The following is a 17,300-nucleotide window of genomic DNA, read 5'->3' on the forward strand; positions in this document are numbered from 1 at the left end:
GCCCCAACCTCATTGCAGCGCCGCTTCCAGGCCGCGCCCGATCTCGGCCACCAGCGCCGCATATGCCGGGTCCAGCCGGGTCTCCGGCCCCGGCGTCAACGTCGAGTCGATCTCGCGGTCGATGCGTCCAGGCCGCGATGTCATCAGAAGGATCCGTCGTGCCAGGAACGCCGCCTCGTAGATCGAGTGAGTCACGAACACCACGGTGCACCCGGCATCCCGCCACACCGCCAGCAAGTCGGCCTGCAACCGGTGCCGAGTGAACTCGTCCAGCGCCGCGAACGGCTCGTCCATCAGCAGCAAGCGCGGCCGTGTCACCAGCGCCCGCGCGATCGAAACCCGCATCCGCATCCCGCCTGACAATTCCCGCGGCCTTGCGTGCTCGAAGCCGCCAAGCCCGACGCGGGCCAGCGCCGATGCCACCTCGGGCGTCGCCGCCGCGCGCGACAGCCCGCGCAGCCGCAGCGGCAGGAAAACGTTGTCCTCGGCACTCGCCCAGGGCAGCAGCGTGGCGTCCTGAAACACGTAGCCGATGTCCCCGGGCGCCGGCGCCTCGCCGTCCCACTCCAGCCGGCCGTCGTCAGGCTGGTCCAGCCCGGCGATCAGCCGCAGCAAGGTCGATTTGCCACAGCCCGACGGCCCCAGCAGGGCGACGAAGTCGGATTCCGCCAGCCGCAGCGAGGTGTCGCGCAACGCTTCCGTGCCACCCGGAAACCGCCGCCCGACATGGCTGACGCTCAGCAACGCAGGCTCAATGCTTCAGATCCATCCCGACCTTATGATCAACGAACTGCAACGTGTACGCCTTCTTGACATCCAGCCCCTTCGGATAGACTCCGGCCGCCACCGTGGACTGATAGAACTCCGCCCATCTCTGGTCGGTCATCGCGCCGATCCCCGACGTCAGCGCGTCTCCCGAATCCAGGATGCCGTGCGCCTTCAGCGTACCGATCCCATAGCTGATCAGCGCGTCGTTCATCTCCGGGTTGGCCTGCTTGATCAGCGCGTTGCCCGGCGCCGGATCGCCATTCAGATAGGAATACCAGCCCTCGATCGAGGCATCGACGAAGCGCTTCACCAAGTCCGGCTGCTGCTCGATCTTCTTGTCCGACGTGGCGATCAGGCTGGCATAGCCCTTGAAGCCGGCATCCGCGATCAGCAGCACCACCGGATCGAAATGCGCCGCCTGCTTGATCGAGAACGGCTCCGATCCGAGGTAACCTTGCTGGATCGCCGATTTGTTCGCCAGGAACGGCGCCAGGTTGAAAGTGTAGGGCCGGATCTGACTGTCGCTATAGCCGTATTTCGCCTTCAGGAACGTCCACCAGCCGACGCGGGTATCGGCGCTGATCATGATCGGCTTGCCCTTCAGCGCCGGAAAGCTGTCGTTGCCCTCGCCCGGATGGGCGATCAGCACCGACGGGTCTTTCTGGAACATGCCGGCCACCGCGCGGAACGGGATATTCTCCTTGGCAAAGTTCAACGCCAGGAACGAGTTCGACGAGATATTGAAATCCAGCCGCCCGGCCAGCAGCAACTGGGTGTGGTTGACCTGCGGGCCGCCCTGCTGGATCGTCACGTCCAGCCCATGCTTGGCATAAATCCCATTGGCGACGGCCTGATAATACCCGCCGTATTCCGCCTCCGCCTTCCAATCCAGACCAAAGGTCACCTTGTCGTTCGCATGGGCGACGCCGGAGACGAACAACAGACATAGGATCGCGGCCAGCCGACGCATCGGGGAGTTCCTTTCCGGTGGTTCGCGGCGACAATGCCACCGATCCACCCGGAGGCAAGATGGGTGCGCACCTAAGTTTCGGGCTGGCCGGCCGGCGGGCCATCGTCACCGGCCATCGCGGCGGCATCGGCGGCGCCATCTGCGACGTCCTAACGCGCGACGGCGCCGAGGTGATCGGCCTCGACCTGCCCGACTTCGACCTGTCCGACAGCGCCACGCTGGAACATCGCCTGGCCACGCTGATCGACCACCGCCCGATCGACATCCTGGTCAATAACGCGGGCGTAACGGTTCTCGGCACCGTTGTGGAAACCCCGCCCGCCGAGGTCGAGCGGGTGTTCCGCGTCAACTTCCTCGCGGCCTACACGCTGATGCGCGCGGTGCTGCCCGGCATGGCCGGCCGCCGCCGAGGCGCCATCGTCAACATCGCATCCGATCAGGCGCTGATCGGCAAGCAGGTCAGCGCCGCTTACGGCGCATCGAAAGCCGCCATCGCCCAATTGTCGCGTTCGGCCGCGCTGGATTGGGCCCGCTTCGGCATCCGGATCAATTGTATCGCTCCCGGTTCGACACAGACCGCGATGCTGGATACGGTGATCGGCGATCTGGCCGCCAGATACCCCGACCGCTTCCCGGTCTCCTCCACCGAAGCCTACAAATCAAGCGTGCCGCTCGGCCGCTTCGCCGACCCTGCGGAGATCGCCGCCGCGGTCGCATTCCTGGCATCGGACGCCGCATCGTTCATCACCGGCGTGGTGCTGCCGGTCGATGGCGGCGGCACCGCGCAATGACCCTCGCCGTCGTCACCGGCGGCACAAGCGGCATCGGCCGCGCGGTCGCCGACCGTCTGGCGCAAGCCGGTCGCGAAGTGCTGGTGCTGGCGCGAACCCCGACGCCATCGCCGCATCGCTTCATCGCTTGCGATGTCGCCGACCCGGCCGCCGTGCGCGCGGTGTTCGCCCAGCTGACCCGGATCGATACGCTGGTGAACTGTGCCGGCATCGCCGGCGCCAACCCGCTCGACGGCGACGATACGCTATGGCACGCCATCATCGATTCCAACCTGCACGGCACCTATCACTGCTGCAAAGCCGCGCTGCCGTTGCTGCCCGACAGCACTGGCCGGATCGTCAATATCGCCTCCGTACTGGGTCTGCGCGGCGTACCCGACCAGACCGCCTACTGTGCCGCCAAGCATGCCGTCGTCGGCTTCACCCGAGCCTTGGCATTGGCGCTTGCACCGCGCGGCATCACTGTCAATGCGCTGTGTCCCGGTTGGGTCGAAACCGCGATGGCCGAGCAACGATTCACCGAGTTGGGCATCACCGCTGAACAAGCCGCCGCCGCGGTGCCGACCCAACGCATTGCCTCGCCGGAGGAAGTTGCCGATGCAACGATCTGGCTGCTGCGGCCGGAATCCAGAGGCATCACCGGCCACGCCCTGCCAATCGACGGCGGCGGCCTCGCGCTGCCCTGAACCGCTCGGCGTCCGACCCAAGTCTAATGCGCCCGGTTCGGGCCAACCAGCGTGGCACCCCCATCTACCACCAAGGTCTGACCGGTAATGTAGCGGGCCTGCCCCGACAGCAGGAACCGCACCGCCGCCCCGATATCCCAACCAGTGCCCTCCAGCCCCAGCACCGAGGCTTGTCGACGAGTGTCGCGTGCTTGATCCGTCATGCCCCGCCCATACACCATTGGCGTATACACCGGTCCCGGCGCAACGCAGTTCGCGCGCACGCCCTGTGGCCCATGATCCACCGCGATCGCCCTGGTCAGCGCAATCACCGCGCCTTTGGAAACGCTGTAAGCGGTCAGCCCGCGCGGCCGCAGCGCCGAAATCGACGACACGTTGACGATCGACCCGCCGCCGGCGGTGCGGATCATCGCCGGAATCGCGTGCTTGCAGGTCAGGAACATGCTGTCCACGTTCACCTGCATCACCCGCGCCCAGTTCGCCTCGGTTTCCTCGACCACGGTGCCCTTGCTGCCGATGCCCACGTTGTTATCCAGGCAATCGAGCCGGCCCCAGCGCGACACTGCATGCTCGACCATCGCGGCACATTGATCCGATAAAGTAACGTCATAGCCGGCCGCCGCCGCTGTCCCGCCCTCCTCGGCGATCATCGCCACCGTGCGTTCGGCCAGCGCGACATCGCGATCGACCACCAGCACGTAGGCTCCGGCCCGCGCCAGCAGCACCGCCGCCGCTCGGCCGTTGCCGATCCCGTCACCCTGCGCCCCGCCACCGGTTACAATCGCCACCTTTCCCGCCAGGCCCCATTCCTCGTTCGGCGTCATTGCATCTGTTCCCCGTCCGGCATGATTCAGGCTGCCACATCACCGGATGATGTCACCATGGCCAGACCATGCTAGGCAAATCGCCTCGTTCCCTGGCCCAAAGCCGAGGCCGCGCGACACCGCCCGCAGCCCCGAAAGGCAGAGCCGTCGGTGCGAGCCGGCGCTGGCCGAAACGCCAATCCCGTGACAAGCTCCGTCCAGAAACAGCGGGGAAACCAACACATGGTCACCTTGGGCAGCGGCGATTTCACCTACCAACCGGTTGACGACTGGGCGAAACTTCCCCCCGGCTGGTCGTTCAAGGAGATCGGCGGCATCGGCGTGGACAGCCGCGACAACGTCTACGTCTTCAACCGCGGCGAGCACCCGATGGTCGTGTTCGACCGCGACGGCAACTTCCTGCGCTCCTGGGGCGAGGGCATCTTCCCCCGTGCCCACGGCGTCTTCGTCGCTCCCGATGAAACCCTGTGGCTCACCGACGATGCCGACCACACCGTCCGCCAGTGCACCACCGAAGGAAAGGTCCTGCTGACCCTCGGCACCCCTGGAAAACCCGCCCCATACATGAGCGGCGATCCGTTCCACCGCTGCACCCACACCGCAATGTCGCCGCAAGGCGATCTTTACATTTCCGACGGCTACGGCAACGCCCGTATCCACAAATACGCCCCCGACGGCAGACCACTGCTGTCCTGGGGCGGCCCAGGCACCGATCCGGGCGAGTTCAACATCCCGCACAACATCACCTGCGACGCCGACGGCTGGGTCTACGTCGCCGACCGCGAGAACCACCGCGTCCAGGTGTTCGGTGCCAACGGCAAATACGAAACCCAATGGAACAACCTGCATCGTCCCAGCGGATTGTTCATGCCGCCCGGCAAATGCCCGATCTGTTACATCGGCGAAATAGGCCCGGTCGCCGCAGTCAACCGCAACGTTCCCAATCTCGGCCCCCGGGTCTCCATCCTCGACCACACCGGCAAACGCCTCTCCAGGATCGGAGGCATCGGCCCGGGACTGGGACCCGATCAGTTCCTCTCGCCGCACGGCCTATGCGTCGACCGCCACGGCGACATCTATGTCGGTGAGGTGTCCTGGACCAACTGGCCACAGACCTTCCCCAACCAGCCAAGGCCCGACAACCTGCGAAGCCTGAGGAAATTCCGCAAAACCACATAGGCCCGGCCGACCCCCACCAGCACCATCCAAGCCGTCGCTAGCCGCCCCGACCCTCGGCGACCGCCTTCTGCAGTTCCGCCAGGTCCACCGCCCCCGGCACCAGGTTGTCGCCGATCACAAGCGCCGGAGTCCCCTGGATCCCCAACCGATGCGCCAACGCCAGGTTGGCATCGATCCGCGCCTGCACCGACGGTGCATCCATGTCGCGCGCCATCCGCGGCCAATCCAGCCCCAGCGCGTGGGCCGCCGTCTCGACCTGGCCGATCGTCGTGTCGGGCGGCAACTGCATCACCGCCGCGCGCATCTTGTCATAGGCGCCCTGCTGCTGAGCCGCCAACAGTGCCTTGGTCCCCAGCACGCTGGCCGGCCCCAGAATCGGCAGGTCCTTGTATACCAGGCGGACCCGGTGATCAGCCGCCAGCAGCTTCTCCATCACCGGCTCCATCTTGCGGCAATACGGACAACGCGTGTCGAAAAACTCGACGATCGTCACGTCGCCGTGCGGATCACCCGCCACCGGATCGGCCGGGGTGACCAACTGGTTCCGGCTCTGCGCGATCGCGGCGCGCGAGGCCTGCTGGCCGCGCTCGCCCTCGTCCGCCTGCAGCGCCACCACCGCATCACGCAGGATCGAGGGGTCCTGCTTCAGCGCCTCGCGCACGATCGACACGATCTCCGCCCGCTGCGCCGGCGTAAACTCCGCCGCCCTGGCAGCACCCGCCCAGGCAGCACCCACCCAGGCCAACAGCACCAGGCCGCCCAGCACCAGCGCCCCGGACAATGGGCCCCGAAGCCGGCGGCCAGATAACGGTCGCGCGGAAAGCAGCAGTCGGCTCATGGCAGGTTCCTCGACCGGACGGCGATATCCTCGGGTTAAGCCCTGGAACCCGCCGCGGTGCAAGTCAAACCGCCCAACCGCCACACCCCAGCCCCCGCCCGGCCGTGTGGTTGCCGCTGATGCCGAAGCCGTCTATGGCAATCTCGCTTGAGAAATACCACGCGGTCCCCAGGATCGGCGATTCCACGATTGAAAACCCGATGGCTGGCGAGACCGACACGATGGATGCAATGCGTCGCGGCACGATGATCGATACACCGCAGGCCCCGACGCCGCAGTTAGCTACTCGCTTGCCAGCCACTCGCTTGCCAGCCACTCGCTTGCCAGCCACTCGGTTGGCAACCACCCATTTGGCACCCCAATTGGCACCCACCCAATTGGCACCCACCCTGCCAGCAGCGAAACCCGCAGCCGGATCGACCCGCCGGCGACGCCGCCTCGGTCCGGTCCGATCCTGCCTCGCCCTGCTGGCCCTGCTGTCCGGCTGTTCCACCCTCGACAACGTCACCAGCAGCGTGCTGGGCAACAACGGCCCGCCCCCCGGCCAGCCCGGCTACGTCGCCGGCTTCCTCGGCGGCGTCGTCGCCGATGAGCCGCGCGCCGTGCTCGCCGGACGCGAGATGCTGTCCGCCGGCGGCACCGCCGCCGATGCCGCGGTCGCCGTCGGCCTGACCCTGGCCGTGACCTACCCCTCGCGCGCCGGCCTGGGCGGCGGCGGCGCCTGCATCGCCTATGGGCCCGCCCCCAGATCCACCGCCCGCGGCCTGCCCGAGGCGGTGATGTTTACCCCCGCCGCCCCCGCCAGCCCCGGCCCCGGCGCCGATCGCCCCGCCGCGGTGCCGCTGATGGTGCGCGGGATGTTCCTGCTGCAGGCGCGCTACGGCAACCAGTCGTTCGACGCCATGGTGACACAGGCCGAACAACTCGCCCGCGCCGGCGTGCCGGTCTCCCGCGCCCTGGCCAAGGACCTCGCCGTGGTGTCCGGCCCGCTGCTGGCTGACCCCAATGCCCGCGCGGTGTTCAGCCACAACGGCGTGGCGCTGACCGAGGGACAGTTGCTGCAGCAGCCCGACCTCGCCTCCACCCTGGCGCAGATCCGCACCGCCGGGGTCGGCGACATGTATCAGGGCAACCTGGCGCACCGCATCGAGGTCGCCTCGGCCCAGATCGGCGGCCCGCTGCAATTCTCCGACCTGCGCGCCGCGCTGCCCAAGCTGGCGCGCCCGCTAGTGCGCAATTATCGCAACGACAAGGTCGCCTTCCTGCCGCCGCCGGCCGACGGCGGACTGGGCGCGGAGGCCGCGTTCGACGTTCTCGTCCGCAACCCCAACGACACCGCCGCCGCGATGGCCCGAGCCCTCGCCGTCGTCGCCCGGTTTCGTGCCGGCGGCATAACCCCCGAGGCGGTGCTCGCCGCGCACGATCTGCCCAGCCCCGACCCGACCCCGTTCCCCGCCTCCACCAGCTTCGTCACCCTGGATCGGTTCGGCGATTCGGTCGCTTGCGCGCTGACCATGAACAACCTGTTCGGCACCGGGCGCATCATGCCCGGCCTGGGTTTCCTTGCCGCCGCCTCGCCCGCCGCCGTGCCGCCGCCGCTGCTGTCGGCCGGACTGGTGTGGAACGACAACATCAAGGCGTTCCGAGCCGCCGCCGCCGGGTCGGGTCAGGCCGGCGCCCCGCTCGCGGTCGCCGACGCGCTGATCAACACGCTAAGAACCGATCGTCCGATGTCGGTGCCGGTCCCCGAACCCGGACGCGCCAACGTCATCGCCTGTGGACAGTATCTGCCAGGGGAGAACGGCCGATGCGGCTGGGCAAACGATCCGCGCCAATATGGCCTGGCGCTGGGCGCCAACTGACCCGACTTCAGGCGGACCCTGGGCGCCCACCGACCCGACGCACCAGCGCCCTGATGATCGCCAGCCTCACCGTCGCATTGCCGGCCATCGCGCAAGGCCAGAGGGCCGCCGACCCGGTCACCGTCGGACCGGGCCGCATCGTCTGCAACGCCGCGTTCTGTGAAATGGGCAGCAGCGCACGCCCGAAGCAGCGGGTTCGCGTCATTGTCTCCAACCTGCCGTTCGATGAAATCCATCGCTTGCGCAAATGCACCGGCGTGGCGAAACCTTGCATCGTCACCATCCAGGGCACCCAGCAAGGTGACGCACTGAAACTCATGGCCACCGGCATAAGCTGGCAAAACGACCAGGGCCAAGACTAGCAAGCCAACCAGCAACAGCACGGCTAGTCGCATCCTCGGCAGTCCCATCCCGAGCCGTCCCATCCTCGGCCGTCCCATCCCGAGCCGTCCCATCGTGTCGTGACCGGGCTCGGCCCTGCCACCTGCGACTTGCCGCGCCAAATCTCGGGTGGTTCAACCGCGCCCTGCATGACAAGCTGGCATGCCGCCGCCACCCACCGCCCAAGGATCCACCCGATGGCACTGAAAATCGGCAGCGGCGCCGCCGCGCCCCCCTTCATGGTGATGGACGTGATCGCCGCCGCCAACGACCGCCAGGCCGCGCTGCCCCCCGGCGCGCCCCACGTTATCCGCATGGAGGTCGGCCAGCCCGGCACCGGCGCCCCCGCCGGCTCCGTCGCCGCCGCCCAAGCCGCCCTCCGCTCCGGCCACCCGCTCGGCTACACCGAGGCGTTCGGCTTGCGCTCACTACGCCAGCGCATCGCCGCCCACGCCGCGTCCTGGTATGGCCTCGACCTGCCGATCGAGCGCATCGCGGTCGCCGTCGGTGCCTCCGGCGCCTTCCCGCTGGCGTTCCTCGCCGCCTTCGACGCCGGCGACCGCATCGCCCTGGCGGCCCCGTTCTACCCGCCCTACGTCAACATCCTGACCGCCCTGGGCATGACCCCGGTGATCCTGCCGGCCGGCCGCGAAACCCGCTTCCAGCCCAGCCTGGCGATGCTGCGACAACTCGACCCGCCGCCCGACGGCCTGATCGTCGCCAGCCCGGCCAACCCCGCCGGCACCATGCTGCACCCCAACGAACTCGCCGCCATCGCCCGCTGGTGCCACCACAACGGCGTTAGGCTGATCAGCGACGAGATCTATCACGGCCTGAACTACGACAGCCCGATCGCCTCCGCCGCCCAATACAGCGATAGCGCCATAGTGGTGAACAGCTTCTCGAAATACTTCTCGATGACCGGCTGGCGCGTCGGCTGGATGGTACTGCCGCCCGACCTGACCCGCCCGGTCGAGCGCCTGGCGCAAAACCTGTTCATCAGCGCCCCCCACATCGCCCAAATCGCCGCCGAGGCCGCCTTCGACTGCCACGATGAACTGCAGGCCAACGTCGCCCGCTACCGCCGCTCCCGCGATCACCTGTTGGCCGCGCTGCCGGCCGCCGGCTTCACCCGCCTGTCGCCGGCCGAGGGCGCGTTCTACCTGTTCGCCGACATCGCCGACCGCTCCAACGACAGCGCCGGATTCTGCGCCCGCATGCTGGCCGAGGCCGGCGTCGCCGCCAGCCCCGGCCTCGATTTCGACCACGCCCGCGGCAACCGCTTCGTCCGCTTCAGCTACTGCGGCCCCGAAGCCGATATGCGCGAAGCGGCCAAACGCCTTGGCACCTGGCGATAGCTCGGCGCGCGTCGGCGCATATGAATAACTGGTAGCGCCAAAAATTATAGTTCGACCCTCCCTGCAACCCCCGGAACACCGGCACGTTCGGGCGCCAAGACCTGTCAAATCGCCAATCCCGCCAACCAAAGGAGAGCAGTCCGAATGAAAGCCGTCATCTACAATGGCCCCCGCGACGTCACCGTCAGCAACGTGCCCGACGCTCGGATCGAGAAACCGACCGATGCCGTCGTTCGCATGACCGCCACCAACATCTGCGGTTCCGATCTGCACATGTACGAAGGCCGCACCAGTTTCGAGAAAGGCCGCGTATTCGGCCACGAAAACCTCGGCCAGGTGATCGAAATCGGCCCCGGCGTCGATCGCGTGAAGAAGGGCGACTGGGTCTGCCTGCCGTTCAACGTCGGCTGCGGCTTCTGCGAAAACTGTGAGCGTGGACTGACCGGCTTCTGTCTCACCTGCAATCCCGGCACCGCCGGCGCGGCCTATGGCTTCGCCGAGATGGGACCCTACCAGGGCGGCCAGGCCGAACTGCTGCGCGTCCCCTACGCCGACTTCAACTGCCTGAGCTTGCCCGCCGACGCGGCGGAAAAGCAGGACGACTACGTGATGCTGTCCGACATCTTCCCGACCGGCTGGCACGCCACCGAACTGGCCGGCGTACTGCCCGGGGAAACCGTCGCGATTTACGGCGCCGGCCCGGTCGGCCTGATGGCCACTCACTCCGCCATCATCAAGGGCGCGGCCCGTGTCTTCGTCGTCGACTCCCACGACGACCGACTGGCCCTCGCCAAGAAACTCGGCGGCATCCCCGTCGACATGCGGCGCTGCGATCCGGTGCAGGAAATCCTCGGCCACACCGACGGCCTGGGCACCGATCGCGGCTGTGAGTGCGTCGGCTACCAGTGCTGCGACCGCCACGGCAAGGAAGCCAGCAGCTACACCATGAACAGCCTGGTCGCATCGACCAAGGCCACCGGCGGCATCGGCGTCGTCGGCGTGTTCGTGCCGCAGGACCCCGGCGCCAAGGACGAACTGGCGAAGCAAGGCAAGATGGCGTTCGACTTCGGCGCCCTCTGGTTCAAGGGCCAGCAGATCAAGACCGGTCAGGCCAACGTCAAAGCCTACAACCGACGGCTGCGGGACCTGATCCATGTCGGCAAGGCAACCCCGTCCGCCATCATCTCCCACCGCCTCGGGCTGGACCAGGCGCCCGATGCCTATCAGCATTTCGACGCCCGCGACGAAGGCTGGACCAAGGTGGTGCTGAAGCCCGCCGCCTGATGCCGATCGCTGCTTGTGTCCCGCCCGCGAGCGACGCGGCGGGCGCAACAGTGAAGCCACTCGGATGGAAACCTTCATGCCACGAACCCGAGGTTCGCCAACCCCGGGTAAACCAACACCCCAAGGGAACAGTCATGCCATTCCTTGATACCAACGATCGTACTTCCTTGTTCTATAACGACTGGGGCAGCGGGGCCGCCGTCGTCCTGATCCACGGCTGGCCGCTCGATTCCGACATGTGGGAATATCAGTCGGTGTTCCTCGCCAGCCAGGGTCTGCGGGTGATTGCCTACGACCGCCGCGGCTTCGGCCGATCCAGCCAGCCGTGGACCGGCTACGATTACGATACGTTGGCCGATGACCTGCATTGCGTGCTGGAAAAACTCGACCTGACCGACGTCACCCTTGTCGGATTCTCGATGGGCGGCGGTGAGGTCGCCCGCTACATGACCCGCCATGGCGGCGAGCGCGTGGCCAAGACCGCGCTGGTCTCGGCCGTCACCCCATGCCTGATGCAGACCCCGGACAATCCCAACGGCGTCGACAAATCCGTCTTCGACCAGATGATCGCCGGACTCGAGAAAGACAGACCCAACTTCCTGGCCAGCTTCGGCAAGCAGTTCTTCGGCGCCGGGCTACTGAACTTCACCGTCACCAGCGAAATCCTGCAGTGGTCGTTGATGATGGCGATGCTGGGCTCGCCAAAGGCAACGATCGATTGCGTCCAGGCGTTTTCGCAGACCGACTTCCGTCCCGACATGGCGGCGTTCCGCCGGCCAACCCTGATCGTTCACGGTGATAGCGACGCAACCGTGCCGATCGACAAATCCGCCCGCATCGCCGCCGCGATGATCCCAGGCTCGGAACTGAAGGAATACGCCGGCGCCCCGCACGCGCTGATGTTCACTGAAAAAGACCGGCTCAACCAGGATCTGCTCGCGTTCATTCGCGCCTGATCCATCCGACGTTCCATGGGACATCCGGCCGGTTCCCCCGCCGGTCGGCTGTTGCGCCGCCGATCGTCGGGCTGGTCGAGCCGCCAAAATCTGCAGTAACGATCAACATTGCATCCGCGATCCCGTTGCTCCGATTCACTGCCCGTCGGAATAAAACCCAAGGTTTATATTTCCGATCCCCCTTTTTTATCTCCCACATAGTTGATTTGCCGCCTGGAACGCGCCCTCAGCCGGGCGGTTAGTTGTCAGCCGTGTCGCTGTGATCGCGGCTTTCGAGGATGCCATCCAAATGCCATACCGAGTGTTCGAGCGAAGCGCGCGGCTCCTCAGCGTTGCTGGACTGATGACATGCTCATTGCCCGCCATCGCGCAGACCATCTCCCCGCCCCCGCCACTGCCGACGACGCAGCAGGCAATGGCCGCCGATCAGCGGCAGGGAAGCTTCTTTCAGTTCAATGGCGCAAATATTTTCTATCAGGTGGCCGGCCAGGGCGCCCCACTCATCCTCATCCACGGCTACCCCCTATCGGGCGATATGTTCAAGGGTCAGCTCAGCGGATTGAGTTCCACCTTCCAGGTGATCACCCTCGACCTGCCCGGTTTTGGCAAAAGCACCGCACCCGACGCGAATGGCTCCATCGCCGGCTACGCACAATACGTGCTGGCCCTGATGGATCAGCTCAATATCCAGCGCGCCATCATCGGCGGCCACTCGATGGGCGGCCAGATCACCTTGGAGATCTACCACGAGGCGCCCCAGCGCGTATCCGGACTTCTCCTGATCGACACCAACCCGATGGCGGCCTCGATCGTTGAGCAGGCGGAGTTTCCCGCATTCGGCCTTCAGGCCAGCAAGCTCGGCGTTCCCTCGATTGTTCCAGCATTGGCGCCGCAAATGATCACCGGTGCGGCCTTGAAACGGAATGATCAGCTATCCAGCACCATAATGAACATTCTTGCCGAAGGCTCGGTGAATGGGGCGATCGCCGGAGGTCAGGCACTCGCCACCCGACCCGATTACACCTCCCTGCTGGCCTCGATCGCAGTGCCCACCCTCGTCGTCGTCGGGGTCGATGACCCGGTCTATCCGGTATCGATCTCGCAACAGACCGCCAGCGAAATCCCCAACGCCCAACTTGCTATCATCCCAGCCGCCGCGCATGCCAGCAACCTTGAACGACCACAGTTGGTCAACCAGGCGATCGAAAGCAGCGGCCTGGCTGGTCAGTAACATCAAGCAAGGGTTTTCGCCGCCGATGCGCTGCCTCAACACTGCGGGCAATCAAACCAACCCCACCGTCTTCGTGCCGCACGCTCGCGCCGCCCTGACCAAATTTCCATCCAGCGTGGCCAGCGGCAACCCCCGACGCTGCGCCAAATTCAGATAGGCCGCATCATGAACCGTCAGCCGATATGCTTCGGCGCGCTCGCGAATGCCCGCGATCGCGGCCCGAGCCGCTTCCTGGTTCGTACGCTGCTCATCCGGAACGATTGGTACGACCTGCTTTCCACGCCGCGTGATCATCACTTCCTCGCCGCGCTCGACGACGTCGAGTAGTTGCCCCAATCTGTTCTTCGCCTACGGGGAGGTTGTCAAATGAGTCCAGCGCCAGTCAGCGGAAGCTGGGCCGACGTACTGGGGCAGGGGCGTCTTCCGCGCTTTATCCTGATTTGCCTCGCCGTCTGGCTGAACGCCGCCGACAGCCTGATCACCGCCACCATCATGCCCAGCGTCGGACGCTCTTTGGCAGGCTACGCCTACTTCGGCTGGGCCACAGCGGGCTATCTGATGGGTTCGGTGCTGGCAGCCGCTAGTTCCGGGGTGCTTGCTGTGCGGCTTGGTCTGCGCTCGGCCACCATCGCCGCCGCCCTGCTGTACACCGGTGGATGCGCATTGAGCGCCGCAGCTCCTGAGATCTTCACATTTCTCGCGGGACGCATCCTGCAAGGTTTTGGTGGAGGGTGGCTCGCCGGCCTCGCCTCCGTTGCCATCGGACTGCTATTCGCCAACCGCCTGCTGCCGCGCGTCTACAGCGCCATCAGCTCGGTTTGGGGCGTCGCCGTCCTGATCGGCCCCATGCTGGGCGGCCTGTTCGCCGACGCCGGCTCCTGGCGAGCCGTCTTCTGGCTGTTCGCCGCGCAAAGTGCGATCGTCGCAGCGGTTGCAAGGGCTATCCTGCCAGCCGAGACAACTACCGCGTCCCAAGCCGTGGCCTGGCGCGCACTTGGCGTCATCGGCATCGGCATCGTCCTGATAGCCTTCGGGGATTTGGCCGACAATTTTCTCGGCGCGGCCGCGCTGATCGCGTTGGGCATCGGCGCCTTCGTGCTCGCGCTGAAGCTGGACGCGCGCGCCGCCGTGCGCCTGTTCCCGCTCGGCTCGGGCGATCCCCGCACCGTCCATGGCGCCGGTTATGCGACGCTCTTCCTGTTCTACGTCGCAACGATGGGACTGACCGTGTATGGACCGGCTGTGCTGCAGACGTTACGAGGTCTCTCGGCACTGGCCGCGGGTTACGTGGTTGGTGCCGAAGCCCTGTTCTGGACCGCCCTGGCTCTTCCAGTGGCGGGGCTGAGCGGGAACTGGCCGAACCGGCTCATCCGTCTCGGCGCTGCAGTCATCTTTGTCGGATTGCTGGCGTGTGCATTGGTATTCGATGACGGCCATCTCGTCTGGGTGGTGATTGCCACCGGCTCGGTTGGTGCAGGGTTCGGCCTGTCCTACGCATTCATCTCCCAGGCCATCTTGGGCGCCCTCACCGACGAGGAACGAGCCATCGGCGGCGCCGGCATCGCGACGGTGCGGCTGACCGGCGCGGCGGCCGGTTCCGCCATGGCCGCGGCGGTCGCCAATCTTGCCGGGTTTGCCAATGGGTTCTCCTGCCAGGCGGCGCGAACAGCCGGAGTTTGGGTCTTCCTGGCCGCGCTGCCGCTGGCGCTGCTGGCGTGCCTGAGCGCCTGGCGCATGGGTGCGGAGCGTGCGGTCAATCCCAGACTCCTCCCGATGTAAAAGTATGAACTTGATCTGACGGTCGTCCCTATCCTGGTGGGTGACCGACAAATATCTGTTGTCGTAAGCACGCTGCCTTCTCGCAATCTTTGGCTCTGTGGATTGCCGCAATACTTATTGGCGATCGGCCAGTATCGTCTGACCACGATCCCCTGGTTCTCAGTAGAGCGGCGGCAGCGGTCGTTCAGCGTCTCCGCAGCGGAACTCGGCCACAGCCTCGTGGACCCGCTTGCCATGAGCCCGCGGACAACCGAACATCGTAGCACCTGTTCAATGGCTAAGGTGGCGTCGCGCTCGTTGTCGCATCTGATCCTGGCGATGCTGAAGACCGGCAGACAGCCCAGGCGGCAACCTGTCATCACGATCGCCGCAACATGGAGCAAACATCATGGCGGGTGCGCTCGATCACCTTCTTGTTCTGGACCTGACAAGCCACTTGTCCGGACCATACTGCGCAATGCTGCTGGCGGACCACGGCGCCGAGGTTATCAAGATCGAACCGCCAAAAGGCGATTCCGCGCGTGGCATGCCGCCGTTCGTCAACGGTGAAAGCGCGCCGTTCATGACGTGGAACCGTAACAAACGCTCGGTCGTGCTCGACCTGAAACTGCCCACCGACAAGGACGCGCTGCTGAAGCTGATCGATCGGGCCGACATACTGGTGGAGAACTACCGCCCCGGCGTGCTCGATCGGCTCGGCTTTGGCTGGTCGGTGCTGCATCGGCGCAACCCGCGATTGATCCTGGCGTCGATCTCGGGGTTCGGCCAGACCGGCCCATACAGCAGCCGCGGCGGCTTCGACCTGATCACCCAGGCGATGTCGGGACTGATGAGCACCAATGGTCCCGCCGAGGGGCCGCCGCATCGGCTGCCGATCGCCATCTCCGACGTCACCGCCGGCATGTTCCTGGCGTTCGGCGTGCTGGCCGCGGTCGAGGTTCGGCACCGCACCGGCGAGGGCCAGCACGCCGAGACCTCCCTGCTGGAGGCCGCGACGTCGCTCGCGGTCTATGAATCCGCGCATTACTTCGCCACCGGGACACGGCCGGAACGGATCGGCCAGGCGCATCGCGGCAGTTCGCCGTACCAATGCTTCCAGACCGCGGACGGCTACATCACCGTCGGTGCCTCGCAACAGAAATTCTTCATCCAGTTCTGCGAGCTTGTCGGTGCGCCGGAACTGGTCGCCGACCCACGCTTCGCCAGCAACGCCGAACGGGTCACCCACAACGACGCGCTGGTGACGCTGCTGGCCGACCGGCTGCGTGCGCAGCCATCGGCGCACTGGCTGGCGGCGCTGGAGCGCCTGGGCATCCCGGCCGGCCCGGTGCTGCATTACGATGAGGTCTACACCGATCCGCAAATATTGGCTCGCGACATGGTGGTCGAGACCCATCATCCTGTCACCGGGCCGTTTCGCACCATGGGCGTGACGGTCAAACTGTCCGCCACGCCCGGGTCGGTCCGCCGCGCCGCCCCTCGCCTTGGCGAGCACACCGACGAGATCCTGAACCAACCCAAGGCCGCCGAATGATGTCCGACCAAGCCGACAAAGCCCACCGGTTCCGCACCCTGCACCAGGCCGCCGACAGCTTCGTCATTGCCAACGCCTGGGACGCCGGTTCGGCCCGCATGCTCACCGCTCTGGGTTTCAAGGCGCTTGCCACCTCCAGCGGTGCATGCGCCGGTGTGCTGGGTCGGCGCGACGGCACGGTGTCCCGGACCGAGGCGTTGGCGCATTGCAAGGCGATCGTGGAGGCGACGGATCTGCCGGTTTCGGCTGATCTCGAGAACGGGTTCGGCGATACGCCGGAGGCAGCCGCCGAGGCCATCCGGCTCGCCGCCGAAATCGGTCTGGTTGGGGCGTCGATCGAGGATGCGACCGGCGATCCGGCGCAACCGCTGTTCGAACCGGCGCACGCGGCTGATCGTATCGTCGCCGCCGTGGAAGCGGCCCGGTCGATGTCGTTTCCGTTTACCTTGACCGCACGGGCTGAAAACTATCTGCGCGGCAATCCCGACCTGGATGACACGATCCGGCGCCTGCGGTCCTTCCAGGCGGCCGGCGCCGACGTCCTGATGGCGCCGGGCCTGCCGGACCTGGATGCGGTGCGCGCGGTGTGCGCCGCCTTGTCGCGTCCGGTGAATTTCATGGCTGGAATCACCGGCAAGTCCTTCGCCGTGGCGGCGCTATCGGCAGCAGGCGTCAAGCGCATCAGTTTGGCGACGTCGTTGTATCGCGCCGCGATGACGGGCCTCTTCGAAGCGGCGAAGGAGGTCCGTGAAAGCGGCACGTTCGGCTACCTCGACAGGACATTGCCAACTCCGGCCTTCAACGCCTTCATGGATGAATAGCTCCGGTCGCCGCCCAAACCCCGGTTCTTGGGCGTTCG

Annotated in this window: 17 protein-coding genes; 12 read left to right on the plus strand and 5 right to left on the minus strand. The window is 66.4% G+C overall.

Annotation, left to right across the window (positions count from 1 at the left end):
* Positions 1-9 precede the first annotated feature (9 nt).
* The gene (locus ACQY4T_RS13970) at positions 10-744 is read right to left on the minus strand and encodes an ABC transporter ATP-binding protein (protein ID WP_428531340.1); all 735 of its coding nucleotides are present in this window, start codon (positions 742-744) and stop codon (positions 10-12) included.
* A 7-nt stretch (positions 745-751) separates the two neighbouring features.
* On the minus strand, positions 752-1,738 hold the full coding sequence (locus ACQY4T_RS13975; protein WP_428531343.1) for an ABC transporter substrate-binding protein: 987 nt from the start codon (positions 1,736-1,738) through the stop codon (positions 752-754).
* Positions 1,739-1,797: 59 nt separating this feature from the next.
* Here ACQY4T_RS13975 and ACQY4T_RS13980 point away from each other — a divergent pair, with 59 nt between their 5' ends.
* Together ACQY4T_RS13980 and ACQY4T_RS13985 are read left to right on the plus strand one after the other, a co-directional pair.
* Positions 1,798-2,529, plus strand: coding sequence for an SDR family NAD(P)-dependent oxidoreductase (locus tag ACQY4T_RS13980; protein WP_428531346.1), 732 nt, complete (start codon positions 1,798-1,800; stop codon positions 2,527-2,529).
* On the plus strand, positions 2,526-3,215 hold the full coding sequence (locus tag ACQY4T_RS13985) for an SDR family NAD(P)-dependent oxidoreductase (protein ID WP_428531349.1): 690 nt from the start codon (positions 2,526-2,528) through the stop codon (positions 3,213-3,215). Before ACQY4T_RS13980 ends, ACQY4T_RS13985 begins: the two co-directional genes overlap by 4 nt.
* A gap of 23 nt (positions 3,216-3,238) precedes the next feature.
* Here ACQY4T_RS13985 and ACQY4T_RS13990 read toward each other — a convergent pair whose 3' ends face one another.
* On the minus strand, positions 3,239-4,039 hold the full coding sequence (locus ACQY4T_RS13990) for an SDR family NAD(P)-dependent oxidoreductase (RefSeq protein WP_428531352.1): 801 nt from the start codon (positions 4,037-4,039) through the stop codon (positions 3,239-3,241).
* 222 nt (positions 4,040-4,261) lie between these two features.
* Here ACQY4T_RS13990 and ACQY4T_RS13995 point away from each other — a divergent pair, with 222 nt between their 5' ends.
* A complete protein-coding gene (locus ACQY4T_RS13995; RefSeq protein ID WP_428531355.1) occupies positions 4,262-5,218 on the plus strand; it encodes a peptidyl-alpha-hydroxyglycine alpha-amidating lyase family protein in 957 nt (318 codons plus the stop codon).
* Positions 5,219-5,255: 37 nt separating this feature from the next.
* On the opposite strand, the gene ACQY4T_RS14000 is transcribed toward ACQY4T_RS13995, so the two are convergent.
* Positions 5,256-6,056: a DsbA family protein gene (locus ACQY4T_RS14000; RefSeq protein ID WP_428531358.1), complete on the minus strand. Its 801-nt coding sequence runs from the start codon at positions 6,054-6,056 to the stop codon at positions 5,256-5,258.
* Positions 6,057-6,190: 134 nt separating this feature from the next.
* Between ACQY4T_RS14000 and ACQY4T_RS14005 the strand changes: the two genes are divergently transcribed.
* From ACQY4T_RS14005 to ACQY4T_RS14030, 6 genes are all read left to right on the plus strand, one after another.
* Positions 6,191-7,918: a gamma-glutamyltransferase gene (locus ACQY4T_RS14005; RefSeq protein WP_428531361.1), complete on the plus strand. Its 1,728-nt coding sequence runs from the start codon at positions 6,191-6,193 to the stop codon at positions 7,916-7,918.
* Between the two features lie 53 nt (positions 7,919-7,971).
* Positions 7,972-8,280 carry a hypothetical protein gene (locus ACQY4T_RS14010; protein ID WP_428531364.1) on the plus strand — a complete coding sequence of 103 codons (309 nt, stop codon included), beginning with the start codon at positions 7,972-7,974 and terminating at the stop codon, positions 8,278-8,280.
* A gap of 216 nt (positions 8,281-8,496) precedes the next feature.
* Positions 8,497-9,657 (plus strand): pyridoxal phosphate-dependent aminotransferase, encoded by a 1,161-nt coding sequence (locus tag ACQY4T_RS14015; protein WP_428531367.1) that lies wholly within the window; start codon positions 8,497-8,499, stop codon positions 9,655-9,657.
* 144 nt (positions 9,658-9,801) lie between these two features.
* Complete coding sequence (locus tag ACQY4T_RS14020; protein ID WP_428531370.1) at positions 9,802-10,941, plus strand: glutathione-independent formaldehyde dehydrogenase; 1,140 nt, start codon at positions 9,802-9,804, stop codon at positions 10,939-10,941.
* 134 nt (positions 10,942-11,075) lie between these two features.
* Positions 11,076-11,897 (plus strand): alpha/beta fold hydrolase, encoded by an 822-nt coding sequence (locus ACQY4T_RS14025; protein WP_428531373.1) that lies wholly within the window; start codon positions 11,076-11,078, stop codon positions 11,895-11,897.
* Positions 11,898-12,312: 415 nt separating this feature from the next.
* Complete coding sequence (locus ACQY4T_RS14030) at positions 12,313-13,128, plus strand: alpha/beta fold hydrolase (protein WP_428531376.1); 816 nt, start codon at positions 12,313-12,315, stop codon at positions 13,126-13,128.
* A gap of 51 nt (positions 13,129-13,179) precedes the next feature.
* Here the strand turns inward: ACQY4T_RS14030 and ACQY4T_RS14035 are convergent, their stop codons facing one another.
* On the minus strand, positions 13,180-13,464 hold the full coding sequence (locus ACQY4T_RS14035; RefSeq protein ID WP_428531379.1) for a hypothetical protein: 285 nt from the start codon (positions 13,462-13,464) through the stop codon (positions 13,180-13,182).
* Positions 13,465-13,494: 30 nt separating this feature from the next.
* On the opposite strand from ACQY4T_RS14035, the gene ACQY4T_RS14040 reads away from it, so the two are divergent.
* The 3 genes from ACQY4T_RS14040 to ACQY4T_RS14050 all read left to right on the plus strand — a co-directional run bounded on the left by ACQY4T_RS14040 (position 13,495) and on the right by ACQY4T_RS14050 (position 17,262).
* Positions 13,495-14,907, plus strand: a complete 1,413-nt coding sequence (locus ACQY4T_RS14040; RefSeq protein ID WP_428531382.1) for an MFS transporter — start codon at positions 13,495-13,497, stop codon at positions 14,905-14,907.
* 388 nt (positions 14,908-15,295) lie between these two features.
* A complete protein-coding gene (locus tag ACQY4T_RS14045; RefSeq protein WP_428531385.1) occupies positions 15,296-16,441 on the plus strand; it encodes a CaiB/BaiF CoA transferase family protein in 1,146 nt (381 codons plus the stop codon).
* On the plus strand, positions 16,441-17,262 hold the full coding sequence (locus tag ACQY4T_RS14050) for an isocitrate lyase/PEP mutase family protein (RefSeq protein ID WP_428531388.1): 822 nt from the start codon (positions 16,441-16,443) through the stop codon (positions 17,260-17,262). Before ACQY4T_RS14045 ends, ACQY4T_RS14050 begins: the two co-directional genes overlap by 1 nt.
* Positions 17,263-17,300 lie beyond the last annotated feature (38 nt).

Origin of the sequence: Rhodopila sp. (genome assembly GCF_965277825.1) — a bacterium.
In the GTDB taxonomy this organism is placed as follows: domain Bacteria; phylum Pseudomonadota; class Alphaproteobacteria; order Acetobacterales; family Acetobacteraceae; genus Rhodopila.